Origin of the sequence: Burkholderia pyrrocinia (genome assembly GCF_001028665.1) — a bacterium.
GTDB lineage: Bacteria > Pseudomonadota > Gammaproteobacteria > Burkholderiales > Burkholderiaceae > Burkholderia > Burkholderia pyrrocinia.
Genome location: NZ_CP011504.1, coordinates 3136292 through 3152346, shown reverse-complemented (window position 1 = coordinate 3152346; position 16055 = coordinate 3136292). Strand labels below are relative to the sequence as shown.

The following is a 16055-nucleotide window of genomic DNA, read 5'->3' as shown; positions in this document are numbered from 1 at the left end:
AGCGATTCGGTTACGCCGTGTTCGGGGAGCTGACCGGTTTTCCGGCGGGACGCTGCGCTACTTTTTGCAGAAGTGGTTCGGGGCGAATGCGTCGAGTTGACGCGTTTGCATTGCCGCCGCGCAGATAGGCTCAGACCTGATAGGGCACGCGAACGCCGGGTTCGGTGGCGGGAAAGTCTTTCGTGTTGCGCGACACGAGCAGCAGCCCGTTCACTTGCGCCGATGCCCAGACGATCGCGTCGGGCAGGCGTATGCGGCGTTCCTTGCGGATAGTCACGGCGCGATTCGCAATCGTGCTGTCGAGCGCGATGACATCGAATGACGAGAGCCATGCGCGAGTCGGGGCTTCGTCATGTGCGGACGTGCCGACCAGGACCTCCATCCACGAGATCGTGCTGATCGCACGATAGTGGTAGCGGGCCAACTCTACGCGTGCGGATTCCACGCCGCCCAGATAGTCGATCAGGATGTTGGTGTCGAAGAGAGCTTTTACCATTCCGAGCGCATTTCCTCCTGATACGCGAGCCCATCGACCGTGCGATCTTTCCAGAGACCGAATACGTCGTCGGCGAGCGGGCGCTTGTGCAGGGCAATGTAGGCATCAATCGCGTCGCGGATGATCGCGGCGCGGGGACGACGTTCAGTCTCGACGATGACGGCCAACTCGTCGAGCTGGCCATCCGACAGATCAACCAGAATCCGGCTCATGACAGCCTCCGATATATGATATGCATATCATATATACCAGATCGAGGGCATGCAAGACCCGGACTGGGTGCGGCGGGAGGCGCCTTCGCGTAAACCGTTGTCCGGCAAGGCGACAGGGCGCCTTCGCTCAAATCCCCGCCATCCTCCTCAACCACGCCGCCAGCCGCCGTGCCCCGTCCGGCATGTCCGCGTCCTCGCGCGTGCACAGGTAGTAATCGCGCCCGTCGTCGAGCGCGTGATCGAACAGCTGCACGAGTTCCCCGTTCGCCAGTTCGCGCTCGACCAGCGGCGCGCGCAGCAGCGCGGCGCCGAGATCCGCGCGTGCCGCGCTCAACGTCAACTGACCATCTTCGAACATCGGCCCGACCGCGTGCGACACATGCCGCACGCCGGCGCCCTGCAGCCAGTTGACCCACGTGCTGCGATCCTCGTCGTGCACGAGCGGCGCGCGCGCGAGATCGGCCGGCGTGCGGAACGGCCCGTGGCGCTTCAGGAACGACGGGCTGCACATCGGCACCATCGCGCCCGGCAGCAGCCGCTCGCAGCGGTAGCCGGGCCAGTCGCCGGTGCCGAAGCGGATCGACAGGTCCGACGCATCGCTTCGGTAGTTGCGGTGATGCGCATACAGCACGGTCACGTCGACATCCGTGTTGTCGGCCAGGAACGCGTGCAGCCGTGGAATGAACCAGCCAATGCCGAGCAACGGGATCAGGCTGACTGTGATCTGCCGCAGCGACGACCGGTCGCGCACGAAGCGCGTCGCGCTGCGCAGCACCGAGAACGCGGCGCTGATCGAGCGGTAGTAGTCGCGTCCTTCATCGGTGAGCGCGAGCAGCCGGCCCTCGCGCACCGTCAGTGGCGTCTGGATGAACGCTTCGAGCAGTTGCAGCTGATGGCTGACCGCCGATGGTGTGATGTCGAGTTCGCCCGCCGCCGCGGTGACCGACCCGAGACGAGCAAACGCTTCGAACGCACGCACCGCGCGCAACGGCGGATCGTGCGGCAATTGTTCGATATTTTTCATGTGTCGAATTTTATCGAAAAGTCGGGGTAGGCGACAACAAGGAAATATCTTGTGTTTACATGGTGTTGCGCTGATGTGTCGAGAACGGCATAAGCATCCAACAATTGAGTATTTGGGGTGTGAGTGATGAATATTTAATATTTTTCATGTTTTGATCCGATTCACCGATCCCCGCACATGAAAATCCCCTTCCTTCACGCCAGCCTCGTTTTCTCGGCGGCCGCCCTGGTCGCCTCCGTTCCCGCGTTCGCGCAATCCGCGCCGCAGACGATCTTGATCGGTCTCGCCGCGCCGCTCACCGGCCCGTCCGCGCGTATCGGCAAGGACCTGCAGAACGGCGCGCAACTCGCGATCGACGACGCGAATGCCAAGCATCCGACCATCGGCGGCAAGCCGGTCGTCTACAAGCTCGTCGCGGCCGACGACCAGTCCGATCCGCGCACGGCCGTCGCGGTCGCGCAGCAGCTCGTCGACCAGCACGTGATCGGCGTCGTCGGTCACTGGAACACGGGCTGCAGCGTGCCGGCGTCGCGCGTGTATCGCGATGCGGGCATTCCGCAGATCGCGCCGGCGTCCACCGGCCATCAATACACGCAGCAGGGCTACGCAACGGCGTTCCGCATCATGGGTCACGACGATGCGGGCGGCACCTTCACCGGCGCGTATGCGGTGAAGACGCTGAAGGCGAAGCGCGTCGCGGTGATCGACGATCGCACGTCGTTCGGCGCGGGGCTGGCCGACCAGTTCATCAAGGGCGTGCAGGCGAACGGCGGCGCGATCGTCGATCGCCAGTACGTGAACGACAAGACGACCGACTTCAGTGGCGTGCTGACCGCGATCAAGGGCAAGCGCGCGGATCTCGTGTTCTTCGGCGGCCTCGATGCACAGGCCGCGCCGATCGCGCGCCGGATGCGCCAGCTCGGCGTGAACGCGCCGCTGCTCGGCGCGGGCGGCTTCGTGAGCCAGACCTTCCTGTCGCTCGCGGGCAAGGACGGCGACGGCGTCACGGCGCTCGAACCGGGCCTGCCGCTCGAGCGGATGCCGGGCGGCAACGCGTTCGACACGCAATACCAGGCACGTTTCCGCGTACCGATCGAACTGCACGCGCCGTTCGCGTACGACGCGGCGGCCACGCTGATCGCGGCCGCGCAGAAGGCCGGCACGACGCAGCCGGCAAAGCTGGTCGCGGCGGTCCGTGCGATCGACCGGCCCGGCGTGACGGGCCGGATTGCGTTCGACGGCGAAGGCAACCTGAAGGATCCGGCCTTCACGATCTACCAGGTGCGCGGCGGCAAGTGGACCGTCGTCGACGTGCTCGGCGGCACGCGCACCGCGACCAAATAAACGACACGGACGATCCCCATGACCGAACCGACCCAGACATCCGCCGCCGCACCCGAGGACACGCGCCTCGGGATCCTCGCGCGGCGCCGCATCGAAGCGGAAATCATCAAGCCGATCTACGAGATCATGAAACGCGAGTTCGGCGCCGAGCGCGCGCAGGCCGTGATCGCGGAAGCCGTGCGCGGCGCAGCCGTCGACGCGGGCCGCACGTTCGCCGCGCAGGAGCCGGACGGCACGAGCGTGAAGTCGTTCATCGCGCTGCAGGTGCTGTGGGAGAAGGACGATGCGCTCGACGTCGAGGTGCGGCGTGCGGACGACGCGCACTACGACTACGACGTGCATCGCTGCAGCTACGCGGAGATGTATCACGCGATGGGGCTCGGCGAGATCGGCCACCTGCTGAGCTGCGCGCGCGACAGCTATTTCATCCAGGGTTATGCGCCGGGCATCGCGCTCACGCGTACGAGCACGATCATGCAGGGCGGCAAGCGCTGCGATTTCCGCTACGCGCTGCAGCGCGCGCCGGAGAACGGCGATGCGTGACGACAACGTGAGCGCGCCGCGCGTCGACAGCGACCGCCTGTGGGCGTCACTCGACCGGATGGCGCAGATCGGCGCGACGCCGAAGGGCGGCGTCTGCCGTCTCGCGCTGACCGATCTCGATCGCGAGTCGCGCGACCTGTTCGTGCAGTGGGCGCGCGACGCCGGTTGCACGGTGCGCGTGGACCGGATGGGCAACGTGTTCGCGCGCCGCGCGGGCCGCAATCCCGACGCCGCGCCGGTACTGACGGGATCGCACGCCGATTCGCAGCCGACGGGTGGCCGCTACGACGGCATCTACGGCGTGCTCGGCGGGCTCGAGGTCGTGCGCGCGCTGAACGACGCGGGCATCGAGACCGAACGCCCGATCGACGTCGTGATCTGGACCAACGAGGAAGGTTCGCGTTTCGCGCCGGCGATGATCTCGGCCGGCGTGTTCTCGGGCGTCTATACGCTCGAATACGGGCTGTCGCGTACCGACGGCGCAGGCAAGACGATCGGCGAGGAACTGGCGCGAATCGGCTACGCGGGCGCCGAGCCCGTCGGCGGTTATCCGGTGCATGCGGCGTACGAACTGCATATCGAGCAAGGCGCGATTCTCGAACGGGCCGGCAAGACGATCGGCGTCGTGACGGCCGGGCAGGGGCAGCGCTGGTATGAGGTGACGCTCACCGGTGTCGACGCGCACGCGGGCACGACACCGATGGAATTCCGTCGCGACGCGCTGGTCGGCGCCGCGCGGATGATCTCGTTCATCGACGCGCTCGGCCGCCGTTACGCGCCGTACGCGCGCGCGACGGTCGGGATGATCGACGCGCGGCCGAATTCGCGCAACACGGTGCCGGGCGGCTGTTTCTTCACGGTCGAATTCCGTCACCCCGACGATGCGGTGCTCGACGAACTGGACGCGGCGCTGCGCGCGGAACTCGCGCGCGTGGCGGAAGAGTCCGGCCTCGGCGCGCAGATCGAACAGATCTTCAAGTACCCGCCGATCCCGTTCGCGCCGCGCTGCATCGACGCGGTGCGTGACGCGGCCCGGGCGCTCGGGCTGTCGCACATGGATATCGTGTCCGGTGCGGGCCATGACGCGTGCTACGTTGCGCGCGTCGCGCCGGCCGGGATGATCTTCGTGCCGTGCGTCGACGGGCTGAGCCACAACGAAGCCGAAGCGATTACGCCGGAATGGGCGGCGGCGGGTGCCGACGTGTTGTTGCGTGCGGTATTGCAGAGCGCGGAGGAAGCCTGAGCGTGATATGTGCGGTCCGGCACGAGGGTGTTCGCCGGGCCGCGCCGATTCTGTCCCGATGATGCAAACGCGCGGTCCGCTTCAGGCAGGCGGCGCGTGCCGATCGATGTATCGCCGCATCACATGGAACGCGGTATCGGTGCGCCCCGGCATCGTCACCGGCGCGCCATCGGCTGCAAAGCCGAGCTTTTCGTAGAAGCGGTACGCTGATTCACGTGCCGTGCACCACACGAGCGCGGCACCGCGTTCCTCCGCGTGCCGCACGCACACCTGCACCAGCACGCGCCCGAAGCCCATGCCGCGCACGGCAGGGTCGACGGCCATTCCGCGAAGTCGCCACGCCGGCCGCGCACGGTCGTCGTCGCGCGGTTCCTCGCAGAGCGACGCGACCGCGACGATGCCCGACGGGTCGCATACACCGACGTGCAGCGTCGTCGGCGCATGGTCGCCGGGCAGTTCGCACGCGTTCAGATCGCCGTTCAGCAGGACCATCGCCCTGAGCGGGTGCGTCTGCGCGGCCTCGATCGATGCGATGGTGAACAGCGTGTCGCCTGACGTCATCAACGTTCCTTCTATTGTCCGGTCGCGCGTTACTTGTCCGCCTTGCGCCGCGCCATATACGCGAGATACGCGACGATCTGGTCGAGTTCCCGGTCGCTCAACTGATCGGGCGGAAACGCCGGCATGCTCCGGCCCGGCCAGTCGCGCACCGATGCCGGGTTGCGGATGTAGCGGCGCAGCGCGGCGGGCTGGAAGTAGTCGACCGGATTCATCGGTGCGTTCAGGTCGGGGCCGGCATGGCTGCTGCCCGCGCCGTCGACGCGGTGGCACGCGAGGCATTGCGTGACGAACAGGTGCTGGCCCGCGCGGGCCGGATCGTTTTCGGGCAGCGCGGGATCGACGGCGAGCGACGGCCAGCGCGCGACCGGCGACGATTCGATCGTGACGCGCACGATCTGGTACGGCCACTGCTCGCCGCGCACGGACGACGCATCCGGCCCGAGCCACACGAGATAGAACGGCCCGGCGCTGACCTGCTTGCCGGGCAGCTTCGGCCATGGATGGGCCGAATCCTCGATCGCGAGCCATGCGACGGCGCCAGCCGGCGCGCGGCGGCGCACGAGATCCAGCGGCAGTTGCGCGGCGAAGCCGTCGGACGCGCGCGTTTCGAGCACGCCGTCGGCCGGCAGCGGCGTGTCGCCGAGCAGTGCGGCGAACGGCACGGCGCGGAATGTCATCGGCCGGCCGTATGCGATGTCGTGCGGCACGTGGATCTCCGTCGCATCGGGGCGCGCGAGCAGCGTCTGCCGCGTGAGGGCGCGGGCCGTGCCGTCGGTCTCGAGCTCGAGCGTGGACTGGGCCGACGCGCGTTGTCCGATCAGGCAAACCGTCAGCAGCACAAGCGAAAACCACTGGCGCTTCAGCATTCGTTCTCCGGGAAAGGGCGTTGCGGCGGCGGCAGGACGCGGAAGCCGCGGCCGATGGAAGGAATCGGGCGACAGTCTATCCGGTACGCGCGGCGCTGGCGACTTCGGCGCGGGGAAGGTGGGGCGGGCACGATAGGACAGGCCCGCGACAGCGGGTCCGGCTACCAGGCCGCCAATTTGGTGTTGCGTTGTCGTCGCGCGGTTCAGGCAGGGAGAAAACGAAGGGCAGCGTGTCGAACACGCGGATTGCCGGCGTTCACGACATCCCCGTTACCGGGGCGTCGTCAACGACTCGTACACGGCATTTCGTTCTTCGGCAGCGGCGTGTCCTGCTGCGGCTCGAAATCGGCTTCGCGCGCGCCCGACGGCGTCAGCGACACGAAATGCATCACAGCGCCTTGCGCCGGGAAACCGGCAATGCCCGTCGTGCCCCACGGAATCGGCGAACGTTGCGCACCGCTCACTGAAATCTCCGCCGGCGCAAGCGCCAGCGTCAGCAGCCGCCCGTCGCGGGTCGGCACATACGCATGCGTGCCGGAAACGCCGATGCCGGATTCGCGCACCGACGCCGGCAGGCAGTCGAGCGTCGCCGTGCGGCGGCCATCCGGGGCAATCAGCATCGCGACGCCGCGATCGTTCGCGGTCGTCGTGACGACGATGAAGCGGTCGATCGCCGGCACGTAGGCCGACGCGTACACGTAGTACCGGATCGCGTCGTTCAGCGCCCCGAGCTTGTCCAGCTTCGCCGTGACCGGATCGAACATCGCGTATTCGAGCATCGCGTCCGTACTGCCTGCGATGAATTTCTGCCAGACGAGCAGCGCGTTGCGCGGCGAGCCTGCGATCACGGGCCACCATTCGCGGCGGTGCGGCGCGACCGCGACGTGGTTCAGTACGTGCCCGGTCGCGTCGTAGGTTTTCAGGTAGACGCCGTTGCCGGTGCCGAGGTTGCCGACGCCGCCGCCGTCGATCCAGTCGGCGGAATAGAACACGACGAAGCGTTCGCCGACCGTCGCGACATGCCCCGAGTGGCCGCCCGATTCGACGTCGTTCGGGTAGGGCTTGACGGGCTTCAGGTCGCGGCGGTAGACGCCGTAGCGCTGGCTGACTTCCTGCGGCGCGTTCCAGCCGTCCTCGAACGTGACGAAGATGTTGCCGCGCGCGTCCTGCGCGATCGACACGGGCTCCTGCGCCTCGGGGCGGCTGATGAACGGCCGGACGTGCAGCAGGTGCGGCTTGCCGGGCAGCCATTCGCCGACGTACACGTCGTGCGGCCAGTTGCCGTTGCGCATCGCGCCGCGCGGCACGACGCCGGAGCTGCTGAAGAATACCCAGCGTTTGCCGTTGCCCGCGTCGGCCACGCCGATGCCGTGCATGAAGCGCCGCGGGTCGCCGGTGTCCTGCGGCGCTGCCGAAGCCCGAACCGCGACCGTATGCACCGCCGGTTCGACGGCGCGAGCCGACGGCGGCGCCGCGACGATGCAACACGCGCCGCAGAGCGCAGCCGCGACGCGCCGTGTCACGGTCTGCGCCAGGCGCCTTCGCTCCGTCATTCGACGGTCACCGATTTCGCGAGGTTGCGCGGCTTGTCGACGTCGGCGCCGCGCGCGCAGCCGACGTGATACGCGAGCAACTGCAGCGGGACCACGTTGACGATCGGCGACAGCAGGTCGCCCGATTCGCGCACGCGGATCAGGTGCGTATCGCGGTCGGCGTCGATCTCGAGCTGGTTGCCGGCGAGCACGTAGAGCCGCCCGCCGCGCGCGCGCACCTCGGCCATGTTGGACTTCAGCTTCTGGAACAGGCGGTCGTCCGGCGCGATCGTGACGACCGGCATCGCGCTCGTGACGAGCGCGAGCGGCCCATGCTTCAGCTCGCCGGCCGCATAACCTTCCGCGTGGATGTACGACACCTCCTTGAGCTTCAGCGCGCCTTCCATCGCGATCGGGAAATGAATGCCGCGCCCGAGGAACAGCGCGTTCTCGGTGCGCGCGAACTTCGCGGCCCAGCCCATGATCTGCGTTTCCAGCGCGAGCGCGTGGCCGATGCGCTCGGGCAGCGCATGCAGCTGCTTCAGGTGCGTCGCGACCTGTGCGGCGTCGAGCCGGCCGCGCAACTGCGCGAGCGTCAGCGTCAGCACGAACAGCGCGACGAGCTGCGTCGTGAACGCCTTGGTCGACGCGACGCCGAGCTCGATGCCGGCCCGCGTCAGGAACCGCAGCGGCGCGTTGCGCGCGATCGTGCTGGTCGCGACGTTGCAGATCGCTATCGACAGTTCCTGGCCCATCTCGCGCGCACGCTCGATCGCGCCGATCGTGTCGGCCGTCTCGCCCGACTGCGAGATGCCGACGACGAGCGTGCGCGGATCGGCCACGGTGTCGCGGTAGCGGTATTCGCTGGCGATCTCGACCTGCGCCGGCACGCCCGCGATGCTTTCGAGCCAGTATTTCGCGGTCAGGCCCGCGTAGTAGCTGGTGCCGCAGCCGAGCAGCAGCACGCTCCGAACGCGCGACAGCAGCGCTCGCGTGCTGTCGCTCGCGTCGAACAGCGCCGGTGAAATCGTGTCGATGCCGTCGAGCGTGCTGGCGATCGCCTTCGGTTGCTCGAAGATCTCCTTCTGCATGAAGTGCTGGTACGGGCCGAGCGCGGCGTCGCCGTCGCGCGCCTTCACCTGGCACAGCGGGCGTTGCGCTTCGTGCCCGCCCGAGTCGACCACTGCGATGCGCTCCGGCGTGATCAGCGCGACGTCGCCGTCCTCCAGGTAGATGAAACGGTCGGTCAGGTCGCCGAGCGCCGCGCAGTCCGACGCGAGGTAGTTCTGTTCGGCGCCGATGCCGATCACGAGCGGCGAGCCGGCGCGCGCGGCGACGAGGCGCTGCGGCTCGCGCGCGCTCAGGACCGCGATCGCGTACGCACCGTGCAGCCGCTTGACGGCGTGCATGACGGCGTCGAACAGGTCGTCGCGATAGATGCTGTGGATCAGGTGTGCGATCACCTCGGTGTCGGTTTCGCCGCGAAACGCGTAGCCGCGCTGCCGCAGCTCGGCGCGCAGCGCGTCGTGGTTCTCGATGATGCCGTTGTGCACGACCGCGATCATGTCGCCCGACATGATCGGATGCGCGTTCATCTCGGACGGCGCACCGTGCGTCGCCCAGCGCGTATGCGCGATGCAGGTCTGCGCTTCGAGGCCGAGCGTCAGCACACGATCCTGCAGGTCCGTGACGCGCCGCAGCGTGCGTTCGCTGAGCAGGCGTCCGCCGTCCTGCACGGCGATGCCGCACGAATCGTAGCCGCGATACTCGAGCCGGCTCAGCGCATTGACCAGTTGCGGCACCTGATTGTTCAGGCCGCTTGCTCCGACGATTCCGCACATGATTCACCTCGTCCACAAGAAGTTGCCGGCCTGCCGGCGATGCACGGCAGCGCGGCGTCAGGAGCGGCGCCGCGCCGCACGGATGGCGTCCCGTGCGCGGCGGCGCATCTCCGCTGATCTACTCGCGGGGCGGCGGCCCCGCATGGGCAACCCATTCGATGCCGGAAATCGATCCGTTCGCGTCGTGCGACGCGACGAGAATGCGCGTCGTGCGCCGCGCGCCGCGCCGGCGGGCGCCGGCCAGCGCGGTCGGCGGCACCGCGCGCACCTGCGCGCTGGCCGAGCGCCGCAGCATCTTCGACACGCGCAGCCGGTACGCGAGCGGATGCACGACGCGCCCCGCGATCAGCCACGTGACCGTCGTGCCCGCGATGATCGCGATGCAGGTCGCGTAGAACACCATCTGTTCGATCGGCATCTCGGCCTGGTTGAACGGCAGCAGGTAGCGGTACGTGTAGATGCAGATCGATGCCCACACGGCGCCCACCAGCGCGGGCCGCACGAGGCGGAACCAGACGACCATCACGAGCCCGACGATGCGGCCGCGCTCGGCGATCATTTCGCGCGGCGTGCGCAGGGAAAGGTCAATAATCGGTGCGTTCTTCATGTTGAATGCCTCGGTCGGGGCTGACCCATACGGCCCGCTTGCCGCGGCCCCGCAGCACGATGGCGGGCAGGGCGACGACGGTGGTGATCATGCTGATCAGCCAGAAGGCCACGGGATACCAGACGGTGTCCAGGAAATACATCAGGAGTTTTTCGTCGTAACGACGATCGATCATGCTGCCGACGATCAGTTGCAGGATGCAGGTTGCGACCAGCAGCATCCCGTGCCAGTGCGGCACGACCGATACGTGCCAGCTCTGCGGCAAAGGATGGAACACGTCGACGAGCGCGAGCAGCAGGATGAACGACATCGAGTAGGCCCACGCGATGCCGATCAGGTACTCGATGAACAGCGGCCACATCATCATCTGTGTCGGCCGCGCGAGCGTGCCCGCATACTTCATCAGCACCTGGATGCCGCCTTTCGCCCAGCGCAACCGCTGCCGGTACAGTCCCTTCAGCGTTTCGGGCATCAGGATCCAGCTCAGCGCATGCGGCTCGTACACGACGCGCCAGTCGCGGCACTGCAGCTTCCAGCTGATGTCGATGTCCTCGGTCAGCATGTCCGAGCTCCAGTAGCCGACGTCGGCGAGCGCGGTCTTGCGGAACATCGTGATCACGCCCGACACCGTGAAGATGCGGCCATAGACCTGCTGCGTGCGCTTGATCAGCCCGACGATCGACGAGAATTCGCCGACCTGCATGCGGCCGAGCAGCGACGTGCGCGTGCGGATGCGCGGGTTGCCGGTCACGGCGCCGACGCCCGGGTCGGTCAGGAAGTGCTCGAGCATCCAGCCGATCGCGTCGTGCGCGAGCAGCGAATCGCCGTCGATGCACAGCAGGTATTCCGCGTTCGACACGGCCGCCGCGGTCGTGAGCCCGACCGCCTTGCCTTCGTTGCGCGCGTGATGGATCACGAGCAGCCGCGGGATCTCCACGGCCAGTTCGTTGAGGATCTCGCCGGTGCGATCCTTGCTGCCGTCGTTGACCGCGATGATGTCGTAGTTCGGGTACTGCATCGCGTTCAGGTGGCCGATCACGCTGCGCGCGTTCGCGGCTTCGTTGAAGCAGGGCACGACGATCGAGATCTTCGGGATGCCGCTCGACGCGATCGTCCGCGTCGACAGCACGCGGCCCTCTTCGAGCAGGAAGTAGTGCACGACGCCGCCGATCATCCACAGATACGACATGAAGAACGGGTAGTAGAAGACGAAATCCTGCAGGCGCTGGATGATGCCGTGGGTCGTCATGGTGTTTTCGTCCCCTGCGAATGCTGTCTCTGCATCAGCGCGTTGATCGACGTCGGATCGAGGCGCGACTTCAGCGACATCACGTCGCGCATCGTGTCGAGATCCGGCTGGTTGTTCAGGAAGTTGTCCGGGTAGTAGCCGAAGTTCACCGCGCCCTTGCTGCGCAGCCGCCGCATCTGCGCGATCAGCGCGTTGCCGCCGATGTCCTTGCGTGCGCGCCAGTCGTACGACTGCAGTTCGAACACGGTGCGCGCGAGGCCGCGCTGTTTCGCGCGCACGGCGTCGACGAGCCGGTCCATCCAGCGCTCGGGGTCCGGCGCCTGTTCCATGTACGGCATCGCCATCAGCGCGACGAAGTCGTAGGTGGCGAGGAAGTCGTCGTAGTTCTGCGCGAACCACGCTTCGGACTCGGGTTGCAGTACCGGCAGCGCGAAGATGTTGCGCGCGGTCAGCACGTCGCCCGCGTTCTGGTTCGCGAGCACGATCTGTTCGAGCTGGCGCGTCAGGTCGATCAGGTAGCGCGTCTTCTGCCGCGTCCAGCGGCTCATCAGGTCCGGCGTCGCGCGGATCTTGCCGATGTCGGCCGGCAGCCCCCACTGCGAATACGTGCTCAGCGCGTGCCGGCCGGCATCCTCGTAATCGTCGAGCACGGCGTCGTCGCTGAACAGGATGCCGCTGAACGACGCGTACTTGCCGAGATCCTCGTAGATCTGCTGGATCATCAGCCGCGCCTGCGGGTCGAACGGGCTCAGGCGGTACAGGCGCGAGCCGTTTTCGCGCGCAGGCGCGCCGCCGTACGCGCTGACGGCTTCGAGCCCGCGATGCTTGTCGGACGGCGGGCGGAACGCGAGCACCGGCATCCATGCGTAGACCTGAACGTTCGAGCGCGTGTTGAGCTGCCACGCGGCGCGAGAGAACAGGTCGGCGCGCATCGGCAGGTGCCGGTTCGGGAAGTACAGCGATTCCGCGACGCCCGTGCCCTTCGGATCGGCGAACGCCTGCAGGTACACCGATCTCGGCTGCATCCGGTAGATGCGCTCGACGAGCTTGCCGAGATTCGTTTCCTGCCGCGCCGGATCGGGATCGTAGACCTGGTCGAGATCGACCTGCACGACACGCTCGGGGACATCGACGTCGCCGCGGTTGGTCGCCGGCTCGCGCATCGACCGCTCGAACCCGCCGATGTCGACGTCGTACATCATCAGGATCCGCCTCAGCCGGTCGAGCGGCACGTCCGGCGTATTCGGGCCGGCGTCGAGGCTGAACTGGATGTCCATGCCGAGCGACGTCGAGATCTTGCGCACGGGCTGGTTCTCAGCGCCGTATGGCCAGACCATCGAGCGTGCGACGATGCCGGTGCGTTCGCGAATCTGCCGCACGCATGTCTGCAGGTCGTTGTGCACGCGGGCTTCGAACTCGGCGTCGGTTTCATAGCGTTTCTCGCTTTCGAGGTACAGGTGCGACGTGGTGGCCGGCAACTCGTTGCCCTGCGGATTCGCGACCGCGCCGTGGTGGAGGTTGTGCGTGTGGCACGCGAGCTCGACGAGGTTCGACTGGCCGACCTTCTGCACCTCGTCCCACGACATGAAGTAGTCGCGCGGCATCTCGATCCTGTCGCTGATCCTGATCGGCGCATCCGGCGGCGCGTCGATCCACGCGGTGACGATGCCCATCACGGCCGGATACTTGAAGCGTTCGAGCAGCGGCAGGACTTTCGTGTAGTGGCTGCGGTAGCCGTCGTCGAACGTGAGCAGCACCGCGCGCGGCGGCAGCGGCTTGCCGCCGTGCCGCGACGCCTCGATTTGCCTGACCGTGATGGTGTGGTAGTTGTTGGTCTGCAGCCACGAGAAGATGGCCGTCAGCGTGCCGGTGTCGACCGCGTACGGATCGACCATCGTCGACGTGGCGAACGACGACAGCAGGTTGTCGCGCACGTCGTGCAGGCAGATCACGCGGAACGTCTTGCCGTCGACCGGATCGGACGGCGGCAGCAGGTCGATCATCCGCGCGTTCGTCACGCCGGGGAACAACGAACAGGCCGCAAACGTGCCGAGGCATCCGCACATGAAGGTCCGTCTGGATTGCATCCCGATCTCCTTGCTAGAACGGCAGGTTGACCGACAGGAAGCCGGTTTCGGAGCGCTCGCGCTGGCCGTCGTACGCATGGCTGGCGACTTCGACGCCGTAGGTCAGCGTGATGTCGTGCTTGAACGTCCATGCATGCTCGAGGCGGGCGCTCCACAGCGGGCTGGTGCCGAAGCCGCGCTCGTTGTACACGCCGCCGGACGCCGACAGGCGCTGCTGCAACGACATGTCGCCCTTCTTCCACAGCGTCAACTGGTGCATGACGGTCGCCGCGGCCGCGTAGTCGCGGCCCGGGCTGAAGTAGGGCGCGTTCTGCCGCGTGTTGCTGTCGGTGCCGAGATTCAGCGACACGTTGACGAGCTGGTTCGCGGACGTGTACACGCGCTGCGTGCCGGTCGCGGAAATTTCCTGGTGCAGGTTCGCATCGCTGTAGCGGCTCACGCCGTAGCTCAGCTTGACTTCGCGGCGGTCGTTCTGCCGATACACGACCTCGACGTTCGCGGAGCGGCCCCAGATGTGCGCGACATACGCCTTCCACGGCAGCGTGTTGTCGTTGGAGTCGAGCGCGCCGCTGACCGTCCAGTAGTCGTTGAGGTTGTACGTGATCGAGCCGCGGCCGCCGGTTCGCCCGTCGGTGCCGAGCGAGCGCGTGACTTCGCCCAGGATCGTGAGCGGCCCGTGCCGGTAGTCGCCGCCGACACCCGTGCGCGTGCGGCTGATGCTGCCGGCGTCGGTTTGCGCATGGCCGAAGAACGTGTGGGAAAACACGCGCCAGTTGTCGCCGAACGGTTGCGAATACACGTAACTGTCCGACGAGAAGCTGTTGTCGGCCAGCGCGCTGTTGCCGTGTTCGTAGCTCAGGTCGGTCGTGAACACGGGGCTGCGGTACGCGTTGTAGTCGCGCTTGAACGCGCGCACCGCGCCGCTGTCGGGGAACGTGTTGTCGAGGGTCTGGTCGACGCTTTTCGCGGTCGCGAAGTCGTCGGCCGTCAGCGATGCGCGGCCGAGCCCGGCAAGCATTTCCACGCTGTCCGGGTGGTCGGTCAGCGACGCGCGATACATCGCGATCGCCTGGCGCGGATGCGACTGGCCCGACACGGCGTCGGCGTGCGCGGCGCGGACTTCCGCATTGAACGGCACTTCCTTCTCGAGTTTTTCCAGCGCGGCGATCCCTTCCTCCACCCGGCCGGTATAGATCAGGTATTGCGCCTGCAGCCGGTAGTAGCGCAGGTAGTCGTCGCTTTCCGGCCCCCACGTCCGCACCTGGTCGGCCGGCGGCAGCGATTTGCCCATGTCGTCGAGCGCCTGCTTCGCGTCGGCCGCGCGTCCCTGGTCGACGTACGACCAGAACAGGCCCTCGCGCAACTCGATCGGGCGCGTGCGCGGGCCGTACTGGAAGCCGCGCGTCGCACGGTCCGTCGTCGACGCGGTTGCCTGCTTCAGCGCGCGCTGGTACACGGCGTTGGCCTTGCCCGGTTCGCTCAGGTACAGGTACGCGTCGCCGACGGCCGCCAGCGCGTCGATCGAGATTTCCGCGTCCGGCGGAATCGTCTCGAACGTCGCGACGGCCTTCCTCATGTCGCCGCGCGCCGCGTAGGCGACCGTCCGGTCGCCGGCGAGCGCCGTCCTGACCTGCGAATACTCGGGCGTGACCGGCATCCGCTTGTCGAGGTCGTCCGCCGCGCGCAATGCGTTGTCGAGCCCGTCGAAGCGGTCGGCGCTCGTCATCGAGCGCGACTTGTCGCGTCCGCCGCGCACCTGCTGGCGAATCGACAGTTCCTCGAGCTGCGCGAGATCGACGGCGGAAAAGACGTCGGGGCGCGCCTTCGCTTCCTCCAGCGCCTTGACCGCGCCGCCGCTCGATGCGAGCCCGAACACGTCGTTGCGGACGGTGGCCGGATCGGCGGTACGGAGGTCGGGCATCTGCGCGTTCGGCGTTTCCGCGTCGGGTATCCGGGCGCCTGGCGGTTGGGTACCGGGCGTTTGGGCACCGGGCGCCTGCGCATCCGGCGTTGGCGTACGCGGCATCGGCGGGCTCTGTGTTTGAGCAGCGGGGGGCGGCGTACCCGGCGGCGGGCTTTGCGTTTGAGCGGCGGGTGCCGCGGCATTCGGCATCGGGGTGCTCGACGCCTGCGCGATCAGCGTCGGCGCATTCGGCGGTTGCGCGTCCGGCGTCAGCGAACCCCGTATCGGCACGTCCGGCGGCTTCGGATCCGGCGCATCGTGGGTGCCGGCGATTTCACCGGCGCTGCCCGATTCCGTATCGCCGTCGGCGGAGAAGCAAGGGCCGGACGCGACGAGCAGCAACACCAGCGGCGCATGCAGGAGGATCCGCCGGTTGGACGGAGCGACGGTGGTGCAGTGTTGTTTCCGATTGTTGTCCACGGTGTTTCCTCACTATGAAACGGTCGCATCGGTTGCACACCCGACGCTGCCCGCCGCCGCTCGTCGC

At 67.4% G+C, this 16055-nt stretch carries 14 protein-coding genes; 3 read left to right on the top strand and 11 right to left on the bottom strand.

What is annotated here, in order from left to right; all coding sequences use genetic code 11:
* Positions 1 to 130: 130 nt before the first annotated feature.
* The 3 genes from ABD05_RS30065 to ABD05_RS30055 form a co-directional block, all read right to left on the bottom strand.
* Positions 131 to 496, bottom strand: coding sequence for a type II toxin-antitoxin system VapC family toxin (locus ABD05_RS30065; protein WP_047903560.1), 366 nt, complete (start codon positions 494 to 496; stop codon positions 131 to 133).
* A complete protein-coding gene (locus ABD05_RS30060) occupies positions 490 to 708 on the bottom strand; it encodes a ribbon-helix-helix protein, CopG family (RefSeq protein ID WP_034179821.1) in 219 nt (72 codons plus the stop codon). The genes ABD05_RS30065 and ABD05_RS30060 overlap by 7 nt, the downstream gene beginning before the upstream one ends.
* 127 nt (positions 709 to 835) lie before the next feature.
* On the bottom strand, positions 836 to 1732 hold the full coding sequence (locus tag ABD05_RS30055) for a LysR substrate-binding domain-containing protein (RefSeq protein WP_047903559.1): 897 nt from the start codon (positions 1730 to 1732) through the stop codon (positions 836 to 838).
* A gap of 177 nt (positions 1733 to 1909) precedes the next feature.
* Here ABD05_RS30055 and ABD05_RS30050 point away from each other — a divergent pair, with 177 nt between their 5' ends.
* Genes ABD05_RS30050 through ABD05_RS30040 form a run of 3 tightly spaced genes read left to right on the top strand, consistent with a single transcriptional unit; the run spans position 1910 to position 4862 of the window.
* Complete coding sequence (locus tag ABD05_RS30050; protein ID WP_047903558.1) at positions 1910 to 3076, top strand: branched-chain amino acid ABC transporter substrate-binding protein; 1167 nt, start codon at positions 1910 to 1912, stop codon at positions 3074 to 3076.
* An 18-nt stretch (positions 3077 to 3094) separates the two neighbouring features.
* Positions 3095 to 3619, top strand: coding sequence for an L-2-amino-thiazoline-4-carboxylic acid hydrolase (locus tag ABD05_RS30045; RefSeq protein WP_047903557.1), 525 nt, complete (start codon positions 3095 to 3097; stop codon positions 3617 to 3619).
* Complete coding sequence (locus ABD05_RS30040; RefSeq protein ID WP_047903556.1) at positions 3612 to 4862, top strand: Zn-dependent hydrolase; 1251 nt, start codon at positions 3612 to 3614, stop codon at positions 4860 to 4862. Before ABD05_RS30045 ends, ABD05_RS30040 begins: the two co-directional genes overlap by 8 nt.
* Positions 4863 to 4943: 81 nt before the next feature.
* Here the strand turns inward: ABD05_RS30040 and ABD05_RS30035 are convergent, their stop codons facing one another.
* From ABD05_RS30035 to pgaA, 8 genes are all read right to left on the bottom strand, one after another.
* The gene (locus tag ABD05_RS30035) at positions 4944 to 5423 is read right to left on the bottom strand and encodes a GNAT family N-acetyltransferase (protein WP_047903555.1); all 480 of its coding nucleotides are present in this window, start codon (positions 5421 to 5423) and stop codon (positions 4944 to 4946) included.
* A 29-nt stretch (positions 5424 to 5452) separates the two neighbouring features.
* Positions 5453 to 6289 (bottom strand): c-type cytochrome, encoded by an 837-nt coding sequence (locus tag ABD05_RS30030; RefSeq protein WP_047903554.1) that lies wholly within the window; start codon positions 6287 to 6289, stop codon positions 5453 to 5455.
* A 284-nt stretch (positions 6290 to 6573) separates the two neighbouring features.
* The gene (locus ABD05_RS30025; protein WP_047903553.1) at positions 6574 to 7842 is read right to left on the bottom strand and encodes a hypothetical protein; all 1269 of its coding nucleotides are present in this window, start codon (positions 7840 to 7842) and stop codon (positions 6574 to 6576) included.
* Positions 7839 to 9662 (bottom strand): glutamine--fructose-6-phosphate transaminase (isomerizing), encoded by a 1824-nt coding sequence (glmS, locus tag ABD05_RS30020; protein WP_047903552.1) that lies wholly within the window; start codon positions 9660 to 9662, stop codon positions 7839 to 7841. Before glmS ends, ABD05_RS30025 begins: the two co-directional genes overlap by 4 nt.
* Before the next feature lie 118 nt (positions 9663 to 9780).
* Positions 9781 to 10269 carry a hypothetical protein gene (locus tag ABD05_RS30015; protein WP_047903551.1) on the bottom strand — a complete coding sequence of 163 codons (489 nt, stop codon included), beginning with the start codon at positions 10267 to 10269 and terminating at the stop codon, positions 9781 to 9783.
* Entirely contained in the window at positions 10247 to 11518 is a 1272-nt protein-coding gene (gene pgaC / locus ABD05_RS30010) for a poly-beta-1,6-N-acetyl-D-glucosamine synthase (protein WP_047903550.1), read from the bottom strand. Before pgaC ends, ABD05_RS30015 begins: the two co-directional genes overlap by 23 nt.
* The gene (gene pgaB, locus ABD05_RS30005; protein WP_047903549.1) at positions 11515 to 13605 is read right to left on the bottom strand and encodes a poly-beta-1,6-N-acetyl-D-glucosamine N-deacetylase PgaB; all 2091 of its coding nucleotides are present in this window, start codon (positions 13603 to 13605) and stop codon (positions 11515 to 11517) included. The genes pgaC and pgaB overlap by 4 nt, the downstream gene beginning before the upstream one ends.
* Positions 13606 to 13618: 13 nt before the next feature.
* On the bottom strand, positions 13619 to 15988 hold the full coding sequence (gene pgaA, locus ABD05_RS30000) for a poly-beta-1,6 N-acetyl-D-glucosamine export porin PgaA (RefSeq protein WP_047903548.1): 2370 nt from the start codon (positions 15986 to 15988) through the stop codon (positions 13619 to 13621).
* Positions 15989 to 16055: the final 67 nt, after the last annotated feature.

What these genes read in the sequence shown, in the direction of transcription:
- ABD05_RS30065 (WP_047903560.1), bottom strand. Translation starts at nt 496, where the DNA reads ATGGTAAAAGCTCTCTTCGACACCAACATCCTGATCGACTATCTGGGC.
- ABD05_RS30060 (WP_034179821.1), bottom strand. Translation starts at nt 708, where the DNA reads ATGAGCCGGATTCTGGTTGATCTGTCGGATGGCCAGCTCGACGAGTTG.
- ABD05_RS30055 (WP_047903559.1), bottom strand. Translation starts at nt 1,732, where the DNA reads ATGAAAAATATCGAACAATTGCCGCACGATCCGCCGTTGCGCGCGGTG.
- ABD05_RS30050 (WP_047903558.1), top strand. Translation starts at nt 1,910, where the DNA reads ATGAAAATCCCCTTCCTTCACGCCAGCCTCGTTTTCTCGGCGGCCGCC.
- ABD05_RS30045 (WP_047903557.1), top strand. Translation starts at nt 3,095, where the DNA reads ATGACCGAACCGACCCAGACATCCGCCGCCGCACCCGAGGACACGCGC.
- ABD05_RS30040 (WP_047903556.1), top strand. Translation starts at nt 3,612, where the DNA reads ATGCGTGACGACAACGTGAGCGCGCCGCGCGTCGACAGCGACCGCCTG.
- ABD05_RS30035 (WP_047903555.1), bottom strand. Translation starts at nt 5,423, where the DNA reads ATGACGTCAGGCGACACGCTGTTCACCATCGCATCGATCGAGGCCGCG.
- ABD05_RS30030 (WP_047903554.1), bottom strand. Translation starts at nt 6,289, where the DNA reads ATGCTGAAGCGCCAGTGGTTTTCGCTTGTGCTGCTGACGGTTTGCCTG.
- ABD05_RS30025 (WP_047903553.1), bottom strand. Translation starts at nt 7,842, where the DNA reads ATGACGGAGCGAAGGCGCCTGGCGCAGACCGTGACACGGCGCGTCGCG.
- glmS (WP_047903552.1), bottom strand. Translation starts at nt 9,662, where the DNA reads ATGTGCGGAATCGTCGGAGCAAGCGGCCTGAACAATCAGGTGCCGCAA.
- ABD05_RS30015 (WP_047903551.1), bottom strand. Translation starts at nt 10,269, where the DNA reads ATGAAGAACGCACCGATTATTGACCTTTCCCTGCGCACGCCGCGCGAA.
- pgaC (WP_047903550.1), bottom strand. Translation starts at nt 11,518, where the DNA reads ATGACGACCCACGGCATCATCCAGCGCCTGCAGGATTTCGTCTTCTAC.
- pgaB (WP_047903549.1), bottom strand. Translation starts at nt 13,605, where the DNA reads ATGCAATCCAGACGGACCTTCATGTGCGGATGCCTCGGCACGTTTGCG.